Origin of the sequence: Methylomicrobium sp. Wu6, from assembly GCF_035916875.1 — a bacterium.
Classification (GTDB): domain Bacteria; phylum Pseudomonadota; class Gammaproteobacteria; order Methylococcales; family Methylomonadaceae; genus Methylomicrobium.
The window spans coordinates 51103-66697 of sequence record NZ_JAXUHN010000074.1 but is presented as its reverse complement, the minus strand read 5'-3'; the positions used below and the strand labels follow the sequence as shown (position 1 = coordinate 66697).

15 protein-coding genes and 1 pseudogene are annotated in these 15595 nt (G+C 54.5%); 5 read left to right on the top strand and 11 right to left on the bottom strand.

Annotated elements, in window-relative coordinates:
* Positions 1–603: 603 nt before the first annotated feature.
* Positions 604–729 (top strand): annotated as a pseudogene (locus U2W12_RS10250) (transposase); the annotation flags it as partial.
* Positions 730–937: 208 nt separating this feature from the next.
* Here U2W12_RS10250 and U2W12_RS10245 read toward each other — a convergent pair.
* The 3 genes from U2W12_RS10245 to U2W12_RS10235 form a co-directional block, all read right to left on the bottom strand.
* Complete coding sequence (locus U2W12_RS10245) at positions 938–1693, bottom strand: putative DNA-binding domain-containing protein (protein ID WP_326500586.1); 756 nt, start codon at positions 1691–1693, stop codon at positions 938–940.
* A 6-nt stretch (positions 1694–1699) separates the two neighbouring features.
* Positions 1700–2548 (bottom strand): DUF692 domain-containing protein, encoded by an 849-nt coding sequence (locus U2W12_RS10240; protein WP_326500585.1) that lies wholly within the window; start codon positions 2546–2548, stop codon positions 1700–1702.
* 89 nt (positions 2549–2637) lie between these two features.
* A complete protein-coding gene (locus U2W12_RS10235; protein WP_326500584.1) occupies positions 2638–3030 on the bottom strand; it encodes a hypothetical protein in 393 nt (130 codons plus the stop codon).
* A gap of 271 nt (positions 3031–3301) precedes the next feature.
* Between U2W12_RS10235 and U2W12_RS10230 the strand changes: the two genes are divergently transcribed.
* Together U2W12_RS10230 and U2W12_RS10225 are read left to right on the top strand one after the other, a co-directional pair.
* Positions 3302–4978: a copper resistance system multicopper oxidase gene (locus U2W12_RS10230; RefSeq protein WP_326500583.1), complete on the top strand. Its 1677-nt coding sequence runs from the start codon at positions 3302–3304 to the stop codon at positions 4976–4978.
* Positions 4978–5688 (top strand): copper resistance protein B, encoded by a 711-nt coding sequence (locus tag U2W12_RS10225; RefSeq protein WP_326500582.1) that lies wholly within the window; start codon positions 4978–4980, stop codon positions 5686–5688. The genes U2W12_RS10230 and U2W12_RS10225 overlap by 1 nt, the downstream gene beginning before the upstream one ends.
* Positions 5689–5819: 131 nt before the next feature.
* Here U2W12_RS10225 and U2W12_RS10220 read toward each other — a convergent pair whose 3' ends face one another.
* Positions 5820–6650: a thiol:disulfide interchange protein DsbA/DsbL gene (locus U2W12_RS10220; protein WP_326500581.1), complete on the bottom strand. Its 831-nt coding sequence runs from the start codon at positions 6648–6650 to the stop codon at positions 5820–5822.
* A gap of 245 nt (positions 6651–6895) precedes the next feature.
* Complete coding sequence (locus U2W12_RS10215) at positions 6896–7579, bottom strand: c-type cytochrome (protein ID WP_326500580.1); 684 nt, start codon at positions 7577–7579, stop codon at positions 6896–6898.
* 106 nt (positions 7580–7685) lie between these two features.
* On the opposite strand from U2W12_RS10215, the gene yihA reads away from it, so the two are divergent.
* On the top strand, positions 7686–8294 hold the full coding sequence (gene yihA / locus U2W12_RS10210; RefSeq protein ID WP_326500579.1) for a ribosome biogenesis GTP-binding protein YihA/YsxC: 609 nt from the start codon (positions 7686–7688) through the stop codon (positions 8292–8294).
* Here the strand turns inward: yihA and U2W12_RS10205 are convergent.
* Both U2W12_RS10205 and U2W12_RS10200 read right to left on the bottom strand, forming a co-directional pair.
* Positions 8291–9172 (bottom strand): MBL fold metallo-hydrolase, encoded by an 882-nt coding sequence (locus U2W12_RS10205; protein ID WP_326500578.1) that lies wholly within the window; start codon positions 9170–9172, stop codon positions 8291–8293. The genes yihA and U2W12_RS10205 overlap by 4 nt on opposite strands.
* Positions 9173–9188: 16 nt before the next feature.
* On the bottom strand, positions 9189–10031 hold the full coding sequence (locus tag U2W12_RS10200) for an HDOD domain-containing protein (RefSeq protein WP_326500577.1): 843 nt from the start codon (positions 10029–10031) through the stop codon (positions 9189–9191).
* 337 nt (positions 10032–10368) lie between these two features.
* Here U2W12_RS10200 and U2W12_RS10195 point away from each other — a divergent pair, with 337 nt between their 5' ends.
* Complete coding sequence (locus tag U2W12_RS10195; protein ID WP_326500576.1) at positions 10369–10575, top strand: DUF6494 family protein; 207 nt, start codon at positions 10369–10371, stop codon at positions 10573–10575.
* 14 nt (positions 10576–10589) lie between these two features.
* Here U2W12_RS10195 and acnA read toward each other — a convergent pair whose 3' ends face one another.
* The 4 genes from acnA to U2W12_RS10175 form a co-directional block, all read right to left on the bottom strand.
* Positions 10590–13298 (bottom strand): aconitate hydratase AcnA, encoded by a 2709-nt coding sequence (gene acnA / locus U2W12_RS10190; protein WP_326500575.1) that lies wholly within the window; start codon positions 13296–13298, stop codon positions 10590–10592.
* Between the two features lie 51 nt (positions 13299–13349).
* Positions 13350–14090, bottom strand: a complete 741-nt coding sequence (locus tag U2W12_RS10185) for a rubredoxin-like domain-containing protein (protein ID WP_326500574.1) — start codon at positions 14088–14090, stop codon at positions 13350–13352.
* A 118-nt stretch (positions 14091–14208) separates the two neighbouring features.
* On the bottom strand, positions 14209–15111 hold the full coding sequence (locus U2W12_RS10180; protein WP_326500573.1) for a DMT family transporter: 903 nt from the start codon (positions 15109–15111) through the stop codon (positions 14209–14211).
* On the bottom strand, positions 15111–15578 hold the full coding sequence (locus U2W12_RS10175; RefSeq protein WP_326500572.1) for an MOSC domain-containing protein: 468 nt from the start codon (positions 15576–15578) through the stop codon (positions 15111–15113). Before U2W12_RS10175 ends, U2W12_RS10180 begins: the two co-directional genes overlap by 1 nt.
* Positions 15579–15595 lie beyond the last annotated feature (17 nt).

Here is a 15595-nt window from a genome sequence, read left to right as displayed (position 1 = left end):
CAATGACTTAGAGAGCTCAAGAAATGCCAATGAACTTGTTGCTATTCACTTATTCAAGCAAGCCTTCAAGCAATTCATGTGGTTTTGTCATTTTTTCCGTTTCAGCGAGTGTGACTAATGGGTCATTTTAATCCAACCGTTCCCATAAAACCTATTCCCAAGCAATATCGAGGAGTACCGCATTTATGGTAATCAACATATTAGAATCTGACAAATTACGAACTCCCTGCAAAATCACCACCAGCTCCTATGCAAATCAGCCATCGATTCCGATTCCATTACGCCAGTAGTGAATGTCAGCTTTTGGCAAGTCGTGAACTGGTGCTATTGTTAAGGGCTGTCGGATGCCTGCCCTTAACCAGAAGGCTGCGTGATGCGACAAACCTTGGCGGGCAGGTGTCGGACAAGCCTCAAGGGAGGAAGCCGCGGGCTACGCAGTGAGGATTCTGAATAGGCGGCAGTCTTCTATGGGGATTTAACGATGGGTTGGGTCTTTAACCAAAATGAGAAATCCCCCGGTTCTGCCGGGGAGACAGCAAAAAGCTTGACATACAGAGGAGTCCGTCAGGAAACTCAGCATCGTGAACCGGCAAGGAGAGGCTGATGGACGAGAACGAAAGCTTAAGTCACTCCCGATGGGAGTGTAAATATCATGTGGTATTTATTCCCAAATGCCGGCGACGCACTTTGTATAAAGATTTGCGTAAACATTTGGGAGAGGTATTTCGAAAATCCTTACCTTAGCGGCTTATATCTGCCCAATAGGGAGTGCTGAAACGATTTTTGGAAATACCCCCATTTTTTGGCGGCCAGCCAGAGATAGTGATAATTCTTCTTGCGAGCATGCTGAAAATTTTTATGCGTTTTGACACGTTCTGGGCCGTGAGCGGTATGTCATCGTGAACCCGTAAGACGGATTGCCTTCGGCGAATCCATCCTATCTTTTGGCGTCGAAAAGAATGATATTCTTGGCAGCCAAGTCTCGCACGATCTTGAGCCCACCCTCGTAAATGATCTCGGGCTGCGGATGCCGCAATTGTTCCGCAACCGACTTCAGGCAGGCGGCGGCCGTCTGTCCCGGCCTTTCCTGGATCAAAGCGAGGAGTTGGTAGGTAATCGGGGTGATGTGGATGAAACGGACTTCGTCATCGAGATTGCGGTACACGATCAGGAAGGTCGGCTGCTCGGGCGGTTCCGACGGCTGATAGTCCGGCGAAATTAGGTGCACCGGAAAACGGTAGGCCAAAGGCCAGGCCTGCGGCGATAAATGCAGGGCTTGGGTAGACCAGTCGCCGGAGAATGGCGGATTGACCGGGTTGTCCTCTTTCGCGATCGACACCGCCATTTCGGCCCATTCATAATGCGCCAGCTCGAGCATGTAAGGAGGGTCGTCAGGATGGTTTCGCTCTGTTTGCAGGTAGTCGAGAAATTCCTCGGCGATTTCGGTGAAATAAGGCGTTTTGCAGGTATGGCGGGTGAAAAAGTCCTCTGCCAGTTCACGCCATTGCGTGTCGGTCAGGAGTTTGCGCAGCACCGGAAAATTGACGGCCAGGAAGTTGTCTATATTGTTGAAGAACAATTCCCGGTATATCGCCATCCGTCCCGGCTTCACGTCGGCCGGCGCCGGATGCTTTGCAGGATCGCGCAGATAGGCCGAAAATTCCTGCTGTTTGGCTTTGAAATCGACGCCCATCGTCAATCAGGCCGAACGTTTTGCGTGTTCGATGCGCCAGGCGTCCTGTATCGTTTTGATCGTCTGAACTTCCCTGAGCAGTTCTGCAAGCGGCGGCAGATTGAAGTCGCGTTCGAGCAGCGTCGGAAACACGCCGTAAAGCTCGTAGGCCTTGCCGAGCAATTTCCAGACCGGATCGATCACCTCCGCTCCGTGCGTATCGACCAGAAAGTCTTCCTCTTCGACATAGTGCCCGGCGATGTGCGCATAGGCGATGCGGTCGGCCGGTATTGCCTTTAAAAAGGCTTCGGCGTCGTAACCGTGATTGACACTGTTCACATAGATGTTGTTGATGTCGAGCAGGATGTCGCAATCGGCTTCCTGCACGACCGCATTGAAAAAATCGATCTCGGCCATTTCCTGGCCGGGCGCGGCATAGTAAGAGACGTTTTCGATCGCGATGCGTTGCTCGAGCAGTTCCTGTACGCGCCGTATGCGTGATGCGACGTGCCTGACCGCGTCTTCCGTAAACGGGATCGGCATCAGGTCGTAAAGATGGCCGTTGTGGCTACAATAACTCAAATGTTCGCTGTACAGCTTGATTTGATGTTCGGCCATGAAGCGTTTGATATCCAGCGCCAGCTTTTCATCGAGAGGATCGCTGCTGCCGAGCGATAAGGACAGACCGTGGCAGACGAAATCAAAGCGTTCGGTCAGCGCGCGGAATTGTTTGCCGAATCGGCCGCCGAGCGTGATCCAGTTTTCGGGGGCGACCTCAAAGAAACCGACCGTTTGCGCAGGCGGGTTGTCGGCGATTTCAGCGAGCAAAGACCGCCTCAGGCCGAGGCCCGCGCCTAGAACGAGAAAATGCGGCATAAAAGGGCGTTTGAAAGGATTTGCGGTATCGGAAAAATTCAACTCCCGAGGGAGCGGCGAAGGCGCCTCTCCCTCGGCTTCGGGCCGAATTATTTCTTCGTCGCGCCGCAAGAGCCTTCCTTGCCTTTCATCATCGCGCCGCAGACGCTTTCCATGCCTTTTTTCATCTTTCCGTCATCCATCATGCCACCGCATTTGCCTTCACCGCATTTGCCTTCGGCGGCTTTAGCGGGTGCCGGAGCGGCCATTTTTTGGCCGGCACATGCGCCTTCCGCCGTTTTGTTGGCAGGCGGCATATTGGATTTGTCCATGCCGCCCATGTTCGCGCCGCAGGCCATTTCGCCGGCCGCGACTTGCATGTAACCGCTGTTCAACTCGGCCATGCCGAACGGATTGGCTTCAGCGTTGGCAGTTGCTGACAGGGTTGAGATGATAGCTGCGCCCATCGCAGCGGCCAAAGGCGATTTATTCATTTTTTTCATGGTAACTCCTCGTTATTAAAATAATGTTCGGCCATTGAACCGACCGAGTGGTTGTAAATCTACGGTAGACATCTGAATAAGAGATGAATATAGTCATAAACCGGATATGCAATCGCCGACTATACAGATTTTCTTGCCTTTTCGCCACTTGCGATTGTAGTCTTGTACAAGCCGTAAAAAATTCATTCCATCGTTACCACGCAGCGCATTTGAGCGATTAGTAGACGTTATCTTCGAGTGCGAAGAACCCTAAACTCTTGTCGGCTTTACCATGAAAATATCGCTCCGCCGGTTTTTCTTTTTCACGCTATGTCTATCGCATCTGTGGTTCGGTTTGGCTGCGGCAGATACTTACACCCTCTCGATCGGCGAGAAGTTGGTCAACCTGACCGGAAAAAAACAAACCGCAATCGTCGCCAATGACGGCTTGCCCTCCCCTACCCTGCACTGGCGCGAGGGTGAAGACGTTACGTTACATGTCATCAATCGGCTGCAAGAACCCACGTCGATCCACTGGCACGGCATCGTGCTGCCTTATCAAATGGACGGCGTGCCCGGCGTCAGTTTTCCCGGCATCGAACCGGGAGAAACCTTCACGTACCGGTTTCAGGTCAAACAGCACGGGACCTACTGGTATCACGGACATTCCGGTATGCAGGAGCAGCAGGGCTTGTTCGGCGCGCTGGTGATCGATCCCGTGCCGCCGCAGAGTCCGGCCGAGCGCGATTATGTGCTGCTGCTTTCCGACTGGCCCGAAGCCGATCCTTACCGGACGCACGCGCGGCTGAAAAAGCAGAGCGATTACTATAATTTCCAGAAAAGAACCGTGTTTGATTTTTTCAACGATATTCGTCAACACGGTTTCTCCGACACCATAAGCGACCGGCTGGCTTGGGGGCAGATGCGCATGGAGCCGACCGATTTGGCCGATGTGACCGGCGCGACCTATCATTTTTTGGTCAACGGGCACACGCCGGCGATGAACTGGACCGGGCTGTTCAGTTCCGGCGACAGGGTACGCCTGCGCATCATCAATGCTTCCGCGATGACGTATTTCGATGTCAGAATTCCGGGGCTTGCGATGCACGTGATCGCGGCCGACGGGCAAGCGGTGATGCCGGTCGATGTCGAAGAATTCCGGATCGCGGTTGCCGAAACCTATGATGTCCTGGTCGAGCCGAAAGCGGATCGGGCTTACCGGATTTTCGCCGAAGCGATGGACCGCAGCGGCTTTGCCGCGGCAACATTGACGCCACGGATCGGCCTGCTGGCGGAGTTGCCCAAAATGCGCCCGCGGACCTTGTTGACAATGGCGGACATGGAGGGGCATGGTGGCCATGGTGAGCATGATCATCATGATCAACATGAGGGCATGCCGATGAGTGACACGGCTGAGAAGCCGATCGATGCGGAGCACGCAGAACATTCGGAGCATACGATGCATCAGGGGCATGGCGCTTCGATGCCCATGACCGAGCCGGAAAAGAGTAGGCAGGAAGCTCCGGCGATGGGCTCATACAAGGCATTGAGTTATCAGCATCTGATGGCGGCGGCTCCGAACCCCGAATGGCGGCAACCCGATCGTGAAATTACACTGCGCCTGACCGGCAATATGTACCGCTATATCTGGTCGTTCGACGACATCAAATATTCGGAGTCTGAGCCGATCCGGGTCAAGTTCGGCGAACATATCCGTTTTACCTACGTCAACGAAACGATGATGAATCATCCGATCCATCTGCACGGTCTGTGGCAATATCTCGATAATGGCAACGGCGCCTATAATCCGAAAAAACATGTGATCAATGTGCCGCCGGGAAAGACGGTCAGCGTGATCGTTGTGGCCGATGCTGAAGGCGAATGGGCGTTTCATTGCCATCTGCTGTACCACATGGATGCCGGCATGTTTCGGAAGCTGATCGTCGAGAAAGGGGAGCGAACTGACTGATGAGGAGCCATTCTTGTATATATCGCCAATACCACCGCATCCTGCGTTGGAGCATGCTGGTCTGGACGGTTGGCCTGTATCCGGCGAGAGCGCAGGATGACAATATGATTTTAAGCCAGTTCATGGCCGAGCGTTTCGAATACGAGGGCAACGATCAACTGCATTTGTTCAAGTGGGATATCAGAAATTGGATAGGCAACGACGAGCACAAGTTTTATCTGAAAACCGAAGGCGATTATTCGGCCGACCAAGGCATCTTCGGGCGCGCCGATCTGCAAATGCTTTACAGCCGCAACATCAGCACCTATTGGGATTTTCAGATCGGCGCGCGCCGGGCTTTCGAACCGGAACGAACCTATGATGCGGTGATCGGTTTCCAGGGACTTGCGCCTTATTTCATCGAAGTCGAAAGCGCCGCCTTCATCAACGAAAACGGCAATTTGCTCGGCAGGTTGAATCTGGGTTATGAATTGCTGCTGACCCAGCGTCTGATCCTGCAACCGCGCATCGAGGTCAATGTCGCCGCCTGGGACATCCAAAACCGAGGCGTCAAGTCCGGCGTGACCGAATTCGAAGCCGGCATGCGCTTGCGCTACGAAATCGAGCGTGAATTCGCGCCCTATATTGGTTTCGATTATGTCGAGGAAAAATCTCTGCTCCGGCAACAAAATAGCGTGCGCTTTGTGGTCGGGATGCGGTTTTGGTATTGATGCGGCGGTAGCCTAAATCGATACCGCGCTTAATTGAGAGCTTGTTAGAACCTGAAATCACGCACCGCCTGGGAGAGCGGCTAAAAGCATTCCCGCGCAGAAGCGCGGGAGCGATATGGAAGGTATTCGGGCTATTTTTTCGCCGCGCTTTCTTTCTTGATCAACTGGTTCATGACCTCGATCATCTTTTCATGCGACCCCGCCGATTTGCCGTCGACCTTGTATTTGCCGTTCACGATCAGCACCGGTACGCCGGTTACGCCGTAGCGCGCTGGCGTAACGGCGGCCTGGCGGACTTTGGTGTCGACCAGGAAGGAATTATAGGCGTCATGGAAGTCGGCTTCCTTGACGCCGTGGGCGGCAAAGAAGGCGCCCAATTGCTCCTCGGTTTCCAGCTTTTGGTGCTTGTTCTGCAAAGCATCGAAGAAGTCGGCATGGACCTTATCGAGCACGCCCAAGGCCTGGGCGACATAAAACGCTTTCGCGTGCTTAGCCCAGAGATCGCTGAACGCGGCCGGCTGGCGGATGAAATCGACGTTGACCGGCATCTTTTTGACCCAGCTTTCGAGAATCGGCTCAAAATCGTAGCAATGCGGGCAACCGTACCAGAAAAACTCGATCACCTCGATTTTGTCGGGATTCTGAGTCGGCTGCGGCGTCGCCAGGGTTTCATAGCCGGTCAGTTCTTCCGCCGCCGGGCTTTCGGCGGGAGCGGCGGTTTGCTCGGTTGGCGCAGGCGCGGTGGATTCGCCGGCAGGCTGAAGTGCAGCGGTCTGCGCCGGGGCGGCTTCGGCAATCGGTTGTGTCACGGCGGCCGCCGGCGGCGTTACCGTGGTCTGCTCAGGCGCGGCGGCTTCGCTGCCGGGTTGTTTCTGCATTTTTAGATAGAAGAATGCGGAAACTCCCGCCAAAACGGCAAGGATCAAAATGATGAGTCCGATTTGAAGAAAATTTTTAGACATTTATTCGATTTCCCATGTGGTTGTAAACGACCGTTGGCAAACGGCTATCAGTCAGATAAAGCGGTGGAGCTGATTCCGCTGGCGGAACTTTCCGCGTTATTCAGAGATGCAAGCGGTAGGCGAGGCAGCCTACGGTTGACTTGGCAAGTGCAGAGATTGCCTCCTCCGGATCGGCGTTCCCCGGCGCTAAAGCCGAGGAATGTCCTAACCTAACAGTTGATCGGCAAGAGCTTTTTTAAACGTGGCTATTTCATCATCGAAATAGCATAGGCAACCGCCCGAATCTCTTCGTCTGTCATCTTTTTGGCGATCATGTGCATCATGTTTTCCGGGGTATTGCCGCGCGCGCCGGATTTGAAATCGGTCAACGTTTTGATCAAATAGTCGGCATGTTGCGAATGCAGGGCCGGGAACGCGGCCGGCTGGTTGCCTTCGCCAAACGGACCGTGGCAGGCGATGCAGGCGGACACTTCGCGTTGCAGATCGCCGTTACGGTATAAATCGCTGCCCTGCGCAATCAGTTCGGGTACCGATTTGGGCTTTCCGGCAGGTGCGGCCGGCTGCTCGTCTTCGTCTTCATCGGGTGGCGGCGGCAGTGTCGGCATCGAGTTCGCGGAGATTTTCTGTGCCGCGTAATAAGCGCCGATGTCGGCCATGTCGCCATCGGACAACGGCAGCGCCATCGCCGACATCATTGGATCTTTACGGGCTCCTTCCTTGAAGGCGCGCAATTGCTTGACCAAATAGGACGCATGCTGCTGGGCCAGTTTCGGAAAGTTCGGCGCCACACTGTTGCCGTTGTCACCGTGGCAACTGTTGCATGAGGCGGCTTTGTCTTTTCCTGCGCGCGCATTGCCCTCCGCGTGTAAAATAGTAGCGGTGCCGTAGATCGCGATACCTATTGCAACTGCCAGCAATTTTATTTTCATCAGACTCCCCCTCGGAATTTTTCGTTATTTTTATGACGTTCGGAATTGACTGTTTCCATTCTAGCGCGGGATTCTACCCTATTTGCCATAGTGATGCGAGACAGCGATGAACCCAGTTTATCACCAAGCAAAATTTATTAACAGTGCACCCAACCTGAAACATGCGCCTCCCGATCACGGGCTGGAAATCGCCTTTGCCGGACGCTCGAACGCGGGTAAATCGAGCGCGCTGAATACGTTGACCCGGCAAAATGCGCTGGCTCGGATCAGCAAAACCCCGGGGCGGACGCAAATGCTCAATTTTTTCGCGATCGATGAACATAGGCGCTTTGTCGACCTGCCCGGCTACGGATTTGCGAGTGCGCCGCTGGCGATCAAACAGCAGTGGCAAAAAGCGATCGAGGAGTATATGAATCGGCGCAAAGCCTTGTGCGGAATCGTGCTGGTGATGGATGCGCGGCATCCCTTGACCGAATTTGACTGGCTGATGCTGGAATGGTGCGGGCATTCCGAATTGCCCGTGCATATTCTACTGACCAAAGCCGACAAATTGAGCTTCGGCGCGGCCAAAGCCGTATTGCTGCGGGTGCAGGAAGAGCTTAGCGGCGCGCCTATGCCTTTGACTGTGCAGCTGTTTTCATCGCTGAAAAAAAGCGGCGTGGACGAGGCGCATCAGGCGCTGGATCATTTGTTTACAAGACCGGACGAGGCTTAAAGGCAGACTTCCAGCCCTTCGCGCGCAATGAACAGTTTGTCCGCAAACTGCGGGTGTTGTTCCAAAAGGCCTTGGTAAATCAGATCGAGGTCGGCATCGGTCCGGGTTGGTTCATGATGAGTCAGAAACAATCGTTTCGCCTTCGCCTCGTCCGCCAGTTTGATGCCGGAACGGTAAGTTCCATGCCCCCAGCCCACCCGGATCGCGTACTCTTCATCGGTATAGGAAGAGTCAACGATGAGGGCATCCACTCCGTTCATCGCCTTTATGATTTCCTGATGTTTTTCGCCCAGGAAAAAACGGTAAGATTCATAGTCGTCGTCCTCACTCTGATAGATATTGGCCGGGCTTTCGAAGTCACCGGTAAAAAACAGCGAGGAGCCGTCGCAATCGACGCGGTAGCCGAAATTCAATACCGGATGATTCAAAATGATCGGGGTAATTCGGGCGCTACCGGTGCTGACCGTTTCGCCCGGTCTGATCGTCATGTAGTCGATTCTGGCTTTCAACTGCGCTTCATGAATCGGAAAATAACTGTATTGCAACTGCGCGGACAACGCTCGGTTGATGTTTTCGCCTGTGACCGGATCGAGGCCGCCATAGATAGTGATCCGATTGTTTTTGAAAAAAATCGGAATGAAAAAAGGCAGGCCCTGGATATGGTCCCAATGGGTATGAGTGATGAAAATATGCGCGGTGATCGGCATGTCCTTGAGCAAGGTTTGTGCGAGCGTATGTATGCCGGTGCCGGCGTCGAGAATGATCAGCTCGTTTCGGTCAGTCCTGATTTCGATGCAGGTCGTATTGCCGCCGTATTTGACGGTCTGCGGCCCCGGCGTCGGGATGGAGCCCCTGACCCCCCAAAATTTAAATTTCATGCCTACATTTTTGTTATTAGTGGCTGATAAACAGCTCGGCGTCTTTGACTACGGTCCCTAGATTCCCGAGACTCTCAATCAGGGCTTCCAGCGGCATGCCGAACCGGTTCACTATCGCTTCGGGAAACGGCTCGACGACCGGATTGCCGCCGTTACCGAAATGCAACTGTTTGCTAATTTGATTCGCCGCAAACAGGCATTCGCCGAAGGCATCGACCGGCTGGCCGTGATGATGCCGAATCGCATCGATCAATAACTCGGAAAGCCCCCATTTCTCGGCCAGCAACGTGCCGGCCTCGACATGGTTCATGCCGATGAATTCGAGCTCGGTCAGATGCAGTGAAACATTATCCTCTCGGCTTTTAGTTAAAGCCAGCTTAAATTGCTCCGGCATGAATTCCGCGAACACGACCTTGCCGAAGTCATGAATTAAGCCGGCCACGAAACAATCGCTGCATTCCTGTTGACTGAGGCCGGCCCGTTCCGCGAGTTTGCGGCTGATCGCGGCAGTCGTCAAGGCATGCAGCAAAAACGCATTGGCGCTGAAATTGGCTTTGTTCGAGGTGTTCAGCATGCCCATCGCGGCGACGCTCATCGCGAGGTTTTTGACCGTATTCAAGCCGATATGCACGACCGCGCGCTGCACCGAGTTGATTTTCTGCGAGAGTCCGTAAAACGCGGAGTTGATCACTTTTAGGATTTTGACTGTCAATACCGGATCGCATTCGATGACTTGCACGATTTCCTTCGCGGACACATCGATATTCGAAGTCAACTGCACTACTCGCTGCACACTTTTCGGAAAAGCCGGCATTCTTTCGACCAGGGCAACAAGTTCGGCGTGATCTAAAGGGGACATGCGCATGGGGGGCAAGGGAAAGATGCTATGAGCATAGCAAAGAAACCAAAACAAAAAGGCCGAATAGATAAAGAAAACCCCAAAATGCCGGTTGGTATTTTGGGGTTTAAAGAAAATCAGCCCAATGCTGGGGGAGAGCGAGGCTGATCCGACGCCGTAAAATGCGTGCACAGATAAGATTCAACGGCATATAAAAAGTTCAACAAATTTTATAGCGCAAAGATTGGGCAGGGAAGATGAATTATTTAGCGCTCTTTAAGTCACTATAACATGGGTTAGGAAATGTCGGTTTCCACCAGCAAATAGAAAACGTTTAGCCTATCCGTGGGAGGCATATATGAACGAAGATACATTAAATATGGAAATCAGAAAATACCTGAAGAAAGTCGGCGTGACTTCGCAGCGCGAAATCGAACACGCGGTAGAGAAAGCCATTGAAAACGGGCAATTGGAAGGGACAAATCGGATTCGGGTCAAGATGACGCTGGAAGCCCCCGAACTCGGCGTCAAACACTGCATCGAGGATACGATCGCCCTCGAATAAATAAATTATCGGTTTTATCTCTGCTCGCCGGGCAGCATTTTTTTCAGCACGGTTCTGAGGATGCCTCCATCGCGGTAATAATCAACTTCGATCGGCGTGTCGATCCGGCAAATGGCATGAAAAGTGAGTGTTATGCCATCAGCGCCCTTTGCCGTAACCTTGACCGGCTGTTTCGGCCGCAGTTCGTCGTCGAGATCGATAGCAAACGTTTCTGTCCCTTTGAGACCCAGGCTATCCGCGGATTGCCCTTCCTCAAATTGTAACGGCAGTATACCCATGCCGACCAGATTGCTGCGGTGGATGCGTTCATAGCTTTCGGCGATCACCACTTTGACGCCTTGCAGATAAGGACCTTTCGCTGCCCAGTCGCGCGATGAGCCGGCGCCGTATTCTTTGCCGGCAACAATGCACAGCGGCATGTCCGCCTCCTTATAGCGCATCGCCGCGTCAAAAATTGTCATCCGCTCGCCGGCCGGGTGAAAAAGCGTCCAATTGCCTTCCGAACCGGGAACCAGCCGGTTACGGAGACGAACGTTCGCGAACGTGCCGCGGCACATCACTTCGTCGTTGCCGCGCCGTGAACCGTAACTGTTCCAATCCTTCCGCGCGATGCCTTTGCCTGCGAGGTATAAGCCCGCCGGGGAACCCGGCGCGATCTGTCCGGCAGGCGAGATATGGTCGGTTGTGACCGAATCGCCGAAAAGTGCTAGGATTCTGAGGCCTGCGATCGGTTTGATTTGTTGCCGTTCAACCCGAAAATCGTCGAAAAACGGCGGCTGGCGGATATAAGTCGACTGTTCGTTCCATGCGTAAAGTTCGGATTCGGCAACCGTAATTTTCCGCCATTCCGCAGTGCCGGTAAACACTTCGGCATAACGGGCTTTGAACATCTCGGGTGTCACAAAAGCAGTGATCGTGGCATTGATCTCGTCATTCGTCGGCCAGATATCCTTCAGATAGACAGGGGCGCCTTGCTTATCGAATCCCAACGGTTCGGTGGCGATATCGATCGCAGTCGAACCGGCCAAGGCATAGGCGACGACCAGCGGCGGCGAAGCGAGGAAATTGCTTTGGGTCAAAGGATGTACGCGGCCCTCGAAATTCCGGTTGCCGGACAGCACCGCCGAGACGACCAAATCGTTATCCACGATGGCTTTGGCCACCGACTCTTCCAAAGGACCTGAATTGCCGATACAGGTTGTGCAGCCGTAGCCGACCAGATAAAAACCCAATTGCTCCAGATAAGGCAGCAAGCCCGATTTTTTCAGATATTCGGTCACGACCGTCGAGCCCGGGGCGAGCGAAGTTTTGACATAGCGCTTCACGCGCAGCCCTTTCTCGACCGCTTTCTTCGCCAGCAGGCCGGCGCCAAGCATCACCGACGGATTACTGGTATTCGTGCAAGACGTAATCGCAGCGATCACAACCGCGCCGTGGCCGATTTCCTCGCTGACGTTGTTGATCGAAACGGTTGCGATTCGTCCGAGTTCGTTTTCGGCGAGACCGAAGCCCTTGAAGCCGATCGGTTCGGTCAGCATACGCCGAAACTCGGAGCCGAGTTGGCTTAAGGAAATCCGGTCATGTGGACGTTTCGGCCCGGCCAGCGACGGCTCGATTTCGCCGAGGTCGACCGTCAATACCTGACTGTAGAGAGGATCGGGCATGTTGTCGCTGCGGAACAGGCCTTGCGCTTTCGCATAGCGTTCGGTCAGTTCGATTTGCCCGGCGCTGCGGCCGGTTAGCCGCATATAATCCAGCGTCAGCGCGTCGATCGGAAAATAGCTGACCGTCGAGCCTTGTTCGGGCGCCATATTGCCGATGGTGGCCCGATCTGGAATACTCATCGACGATAAGCCGGGGCCGAAGAACTCGACGAACTTGCCGACCATGCCGACGCTTCGGCACAGTTCGGTAATCCTGAGCACCAGATCGGTCGCGGTGATGCCAGGATTCAGCTTGCCGACCAATTTGATGCCGGCCACATCGGGAACCAGCATATAAATCGGCTGGTCCAGCAGCACCGCTTCGGCTTCGATGCCGCCGACGCCCCAGGCCAACACCCCGAGACCGTTAACCATCGGCGTATGCGAATCGGTACCGACGCAACTGTCCGGATAACAAAGATTATTATCCTTGTTCAGAAATACTACCTGCGACAGATATTCGAGATTGACCTGATGCACGATGCCTGTCGTGGGCGGCACTACGCGTAGATTCCGAAACGCAGCCTGTCCCCATTTCAAAAATTGATACCGTTCGGAATTCCGTTCGAACTCGACCGCTTCGTTTAACGCGAGCGAAATGCTCTGTCCGTAATAATCGACCTGCACCGAATGATCGATCACCAGGTCGCAAGGAATCAACGGGTTGATTTTTTTCGGATCTCCGCCGAGCCGCCGCATCGCATCGCGCATCGCGGACAGGTCGACCAGCGCGGGGACGCCGGTAAAATCCTGCAAGACCACGCGCGCCGGTTTGAACGGAATCTCGCGCCTGTCGGCTTCTGGCCGCCAATCGGCTACTTGCAACACGTGCTCTTCGGTGATCGCGAAGCCGTCGCAGTTGCGCAGCAGCGATTCCAGCAAAATCTTGATCGAAAACGGCAGTCGCGACAGATCCGTTCGGGTATTTTCTTCAAGACGACGCAGGGAGTAATAGGTAAGCGAGCCGAAAACGCCTGGGTTTAGAGATTGCCGTACTTCGAATGGGTCATTCCGGGTCATCGAGGGAACCTCCCTAAAGCGTTGAATATAAGAATCAGAAAGTCTATAGGCTTAGCATTCTGCCAACAGGCGTTCAAAACCGGGCAGCCAGTCGGCAAAACGAGCGACGTAGTTATAACCGCAAACGGTAAGAAGAGGCCGGTTCGCCAGAACCTCAAAAATACGGGATGCCTGCCGGCGGGTTTCGCGCTCCGGACCATAGGGATTGAAGATCATGCCGGCGGGTGTCAAAAAAACGTAATCGCAGATAAACAGCACATCGCGATAAATATAAAACGTGAAACCCTGCGTATGGCCGCCGCTATGATGAGCCTCTATCTCGAAAGCCGTAAAGTCACCGGTAAAACGGTGATCGACATCGAATAATCGTGCCAATGGTTGCCTTGCGTCGAGATCATGCAACCAAATCTGCGCGCCCCAAAGCCGCCGGTATTGGTTCGAGGCGCCCATGAAGTGATGATGCGTAAACAAGACCGCCCGCACCGGCGCCAGATCGCGATTGAATGCCGACGGTGCATCGATCCAGATATCGCCTTGCGCGGTTTTTATCCGGTAAGCGGCGTGCTCGTAACCCAGCTTCGGCACCGAAAGCAGTTGGACCACCTCGCCGTTGACCGGAAATTCGGTCACCCGAAATTGTTTTTCGGCCGCCTCCCAGCTCAGAAAGCGGTCGTGCCGTGCTCCGCAGAACGGGCAAACATCGGGCATGTCGCCGATCATGTTGTAACCGCATTCCAAACACACCCATTGCGGGGGCTGGTCGAAAAGGTTTTTCGCTGCTGAGATCGTCATGTCGAGGCCCTCCGGCGAGGCACTCTACTCAACCTGGGCGGAGCAGAGAATCAGATTAACTAATCTTTAGACCTCAAGAGCTCAAATTAGTTGGCAAAAATTGTCATGGCATGCCGAATCAGGCTTTGCTCCGGCCCAACACAGACACGCCGGCTAACACTAAGGCCGTGCCGCCTATCTGTGGCGCGGAAATCGACTCATCCAGCAGGAAATACGCGAAGATCAATGTCGCGATCGGCCCGGTCGTGCTGATGATCGCCGCGAAATCCGCGCCGATCCGGCGGATGCCCGCGTTCATCGAAAACGCCGGCAGGACGGTCGAAAAGACTGCGATCAACAGCGCCAGCCCGTAGACGTCGGCGGAAAAACCGCTCAGCGCGGTGCCGCGCTGTATCGCAAAATGAATTAAGGTGGCGAGGCCGGCCGCGGTCATCGTATAAGCGGTAAAGCGGAGCGAGCCGATCTTGTGCACCATCACTCCGCTGCCCATCGTAAAGCCTGCGAACACGAGCGCGCTGCCTAATACCAGCGCCGAGCCGAGCCAGAGATTAGGCGAGGCGGCGGACAGATGGTTGAGAAATACCAGGATCAGGCCGCTATAGCTGAGCAGCAGTGCGATAAGCACTGTAGCGGTGATAAGGCGCCGGAACAGGAGTGCCGAAAACAGCACGACGAAGGTCGGGTACAGAAACAGGATTACCCGCTCCAGGCCGGCAGCGATGTATTGCAGGCTCGCGAAATCCAGATAACTGGCCAGGTAATAGCCGTCCAGACCGAGCAGCGTGACGAATAGCCATTCTTTTTTCGACAACGCCGGCGGACGCACCTTGAGGTTATGCGCAAGCGCCGCGATGATGAAAATCGGCAAAGAGAACAGCATCCTGAGCGCCAAGAGCGTGATCGCATCGATGCCGTGATCGGCTGCGTAAGCCATCTTGATTAGGATCGATTTGATCGAAAAACCCAAGGCGCCAAGCAAGACCAGGGCGAGGCCGAGCGCATAATTCCGTCTGCCCGGCATTACGATGCGGCGTCTTCAGGCAATACTGTCAAGCGATCGCCGACGCGGAGCATGCCGCTTTCAAGAATGCGCGCGGTCAGGCCGCCATGGCCGCGCAGCGCATTATAACCACCGGGGCCTAACGTGTTCTCCATCCGCGAGCAGGGATGGCATTGGCCGGTGCCCTGCAAAACCGCTTCGCCGATCCTGAAGGTCCGGTTTTTCAATACCAACAGATTGATGCCCCGGATCACTAGGTTACGGCGCAACAGTTCGGGAGTGACCGGCCTTTTCGCAAACGAAGACAGCACGGCCAGATGTTCCGACTGTATCAGCGTGACCTGGCGCTTGCCGCCGCCGTGATGGCGGTCGCCCGTCAGTCCCGCGTCCGCCTCGGCAAACACTTCGTCGAGCGCCAGCATCGCCGCACGACGCGCAGGCCGGAGTCCGATCCAGACCAATTCGCCCGTGGCGGGGAAGCTCCGCATCAAGTCGGCTATCGTCT

Excerpts from the sequence above, each read along its gene's own strand:
- U2W12_RS10245 (WP_326500586.1), bottom strand. The coding sequence starts at position 1,693 with ATGGGCGTCGATTTCAAAGCCAAACAGCAGGAATTTTCGGCCTATCTG.
- U2W12_RS10240 (WP_326500585.1), bottom strand. The coding sequence starts at position 2,548 with ATGCCGCATTTTCTCGTTCTAGGCGCGGGCCTCGGCCTGAGGCGGTCT.
- U2W12_RS10235 (WP_326500584.1), bottom strand. The coding sequence starts at position 3,030 with ATGAAAAAAATGAATAAATCGCCTTTGGCCGCTGCGATGGGCGCAGCT.
- U2W12_RS10230 (WP_326500583.1), top strand. The coding sequence starts at position 3,302 with ATGAAAATATCGCTCCGCCGGTTTTTCTTTTTCACGCTATGTCTATCG.
- U2W12_RS10225 (WP_326500582.1), top strand. The coding sequence starts at position 4,978 with ATGAGGAGCCATTCTTGTATATATCGCCAATACCACCGCATCCTGCGT.
- U2W12_RS10220 (WP_326500581.1), bottom strand. The coding sequence starts at position 6,650 with ATGTCTAAAAATTTTCTTCAAATCGGACTCATCATTTTGATCCTTGCC.
- U2W12_RS10215 (WP_326500580.1), bottom strand. The coding sequence starts at position 7,579 with ATGAAAATAAAATTGCTGGCAGTTGCAATAGGTATCGCGATCTACGGC.
- yihA (WP_326500579.1), top strand. The coding sequence starts at position 7,686 with ATGAACCCAGTTTATCACCAAGCAAAATTTATTAACAGTGCACCCAAC.
- U2W12_RS10205 (WP_326500578.1), bottom strand. The coding sequence starts at position 9,172 with ATGAAATTTAAATTTTGGGGGGTCAGGGGCTCCATCCCGACGCCGGGG.
- U2W12_RS10200 (WP_326500577.1), bottom strand. The coding sequence starts at position 10,031 with ATGTCCCCTTTAGATCACGCCGAACTTGTTGCCCTGGTCGAAAGAATG.
- U2W12_RS10195 (WP_326500576.1), top strand. The coding sequence starts at position 10,369 with ATGAACGAAGATACATTAAATATGGAAATCAGAAAATACCTGAAGAAA.
- acnA (WP_326500575.1), bottom strand. The coding sequence starts at position 13,298 with ATGACCCGGAATGACCCATTCGAAGTACGGCAATCTCTAAACCCAGGC.
- U2W12_RS10185 (WP_326500574.1), bottom strand. The coding sequence starts at position 14,090 with ATGACGATCTCAGCAGCGAAAAACCTTTTCGACCAGCCCCCGCAATGG.
- U2W12_RS10180 (WP_326500573.1), bottom strand. The coding sequence starts at position 15,111 with ATGCCGGGCAGACGGAATTATGCGCTCGGCCTCGCCCTGGTCTTGCTT.
- U2W12_RS10175 (WP_326500572.1), bottom strand. The coding sequence starts at position 15,578 with ATGCGGAGCTTCCCCGCCACGGGCGAATTGGTCTGGATCGGACTCCGG.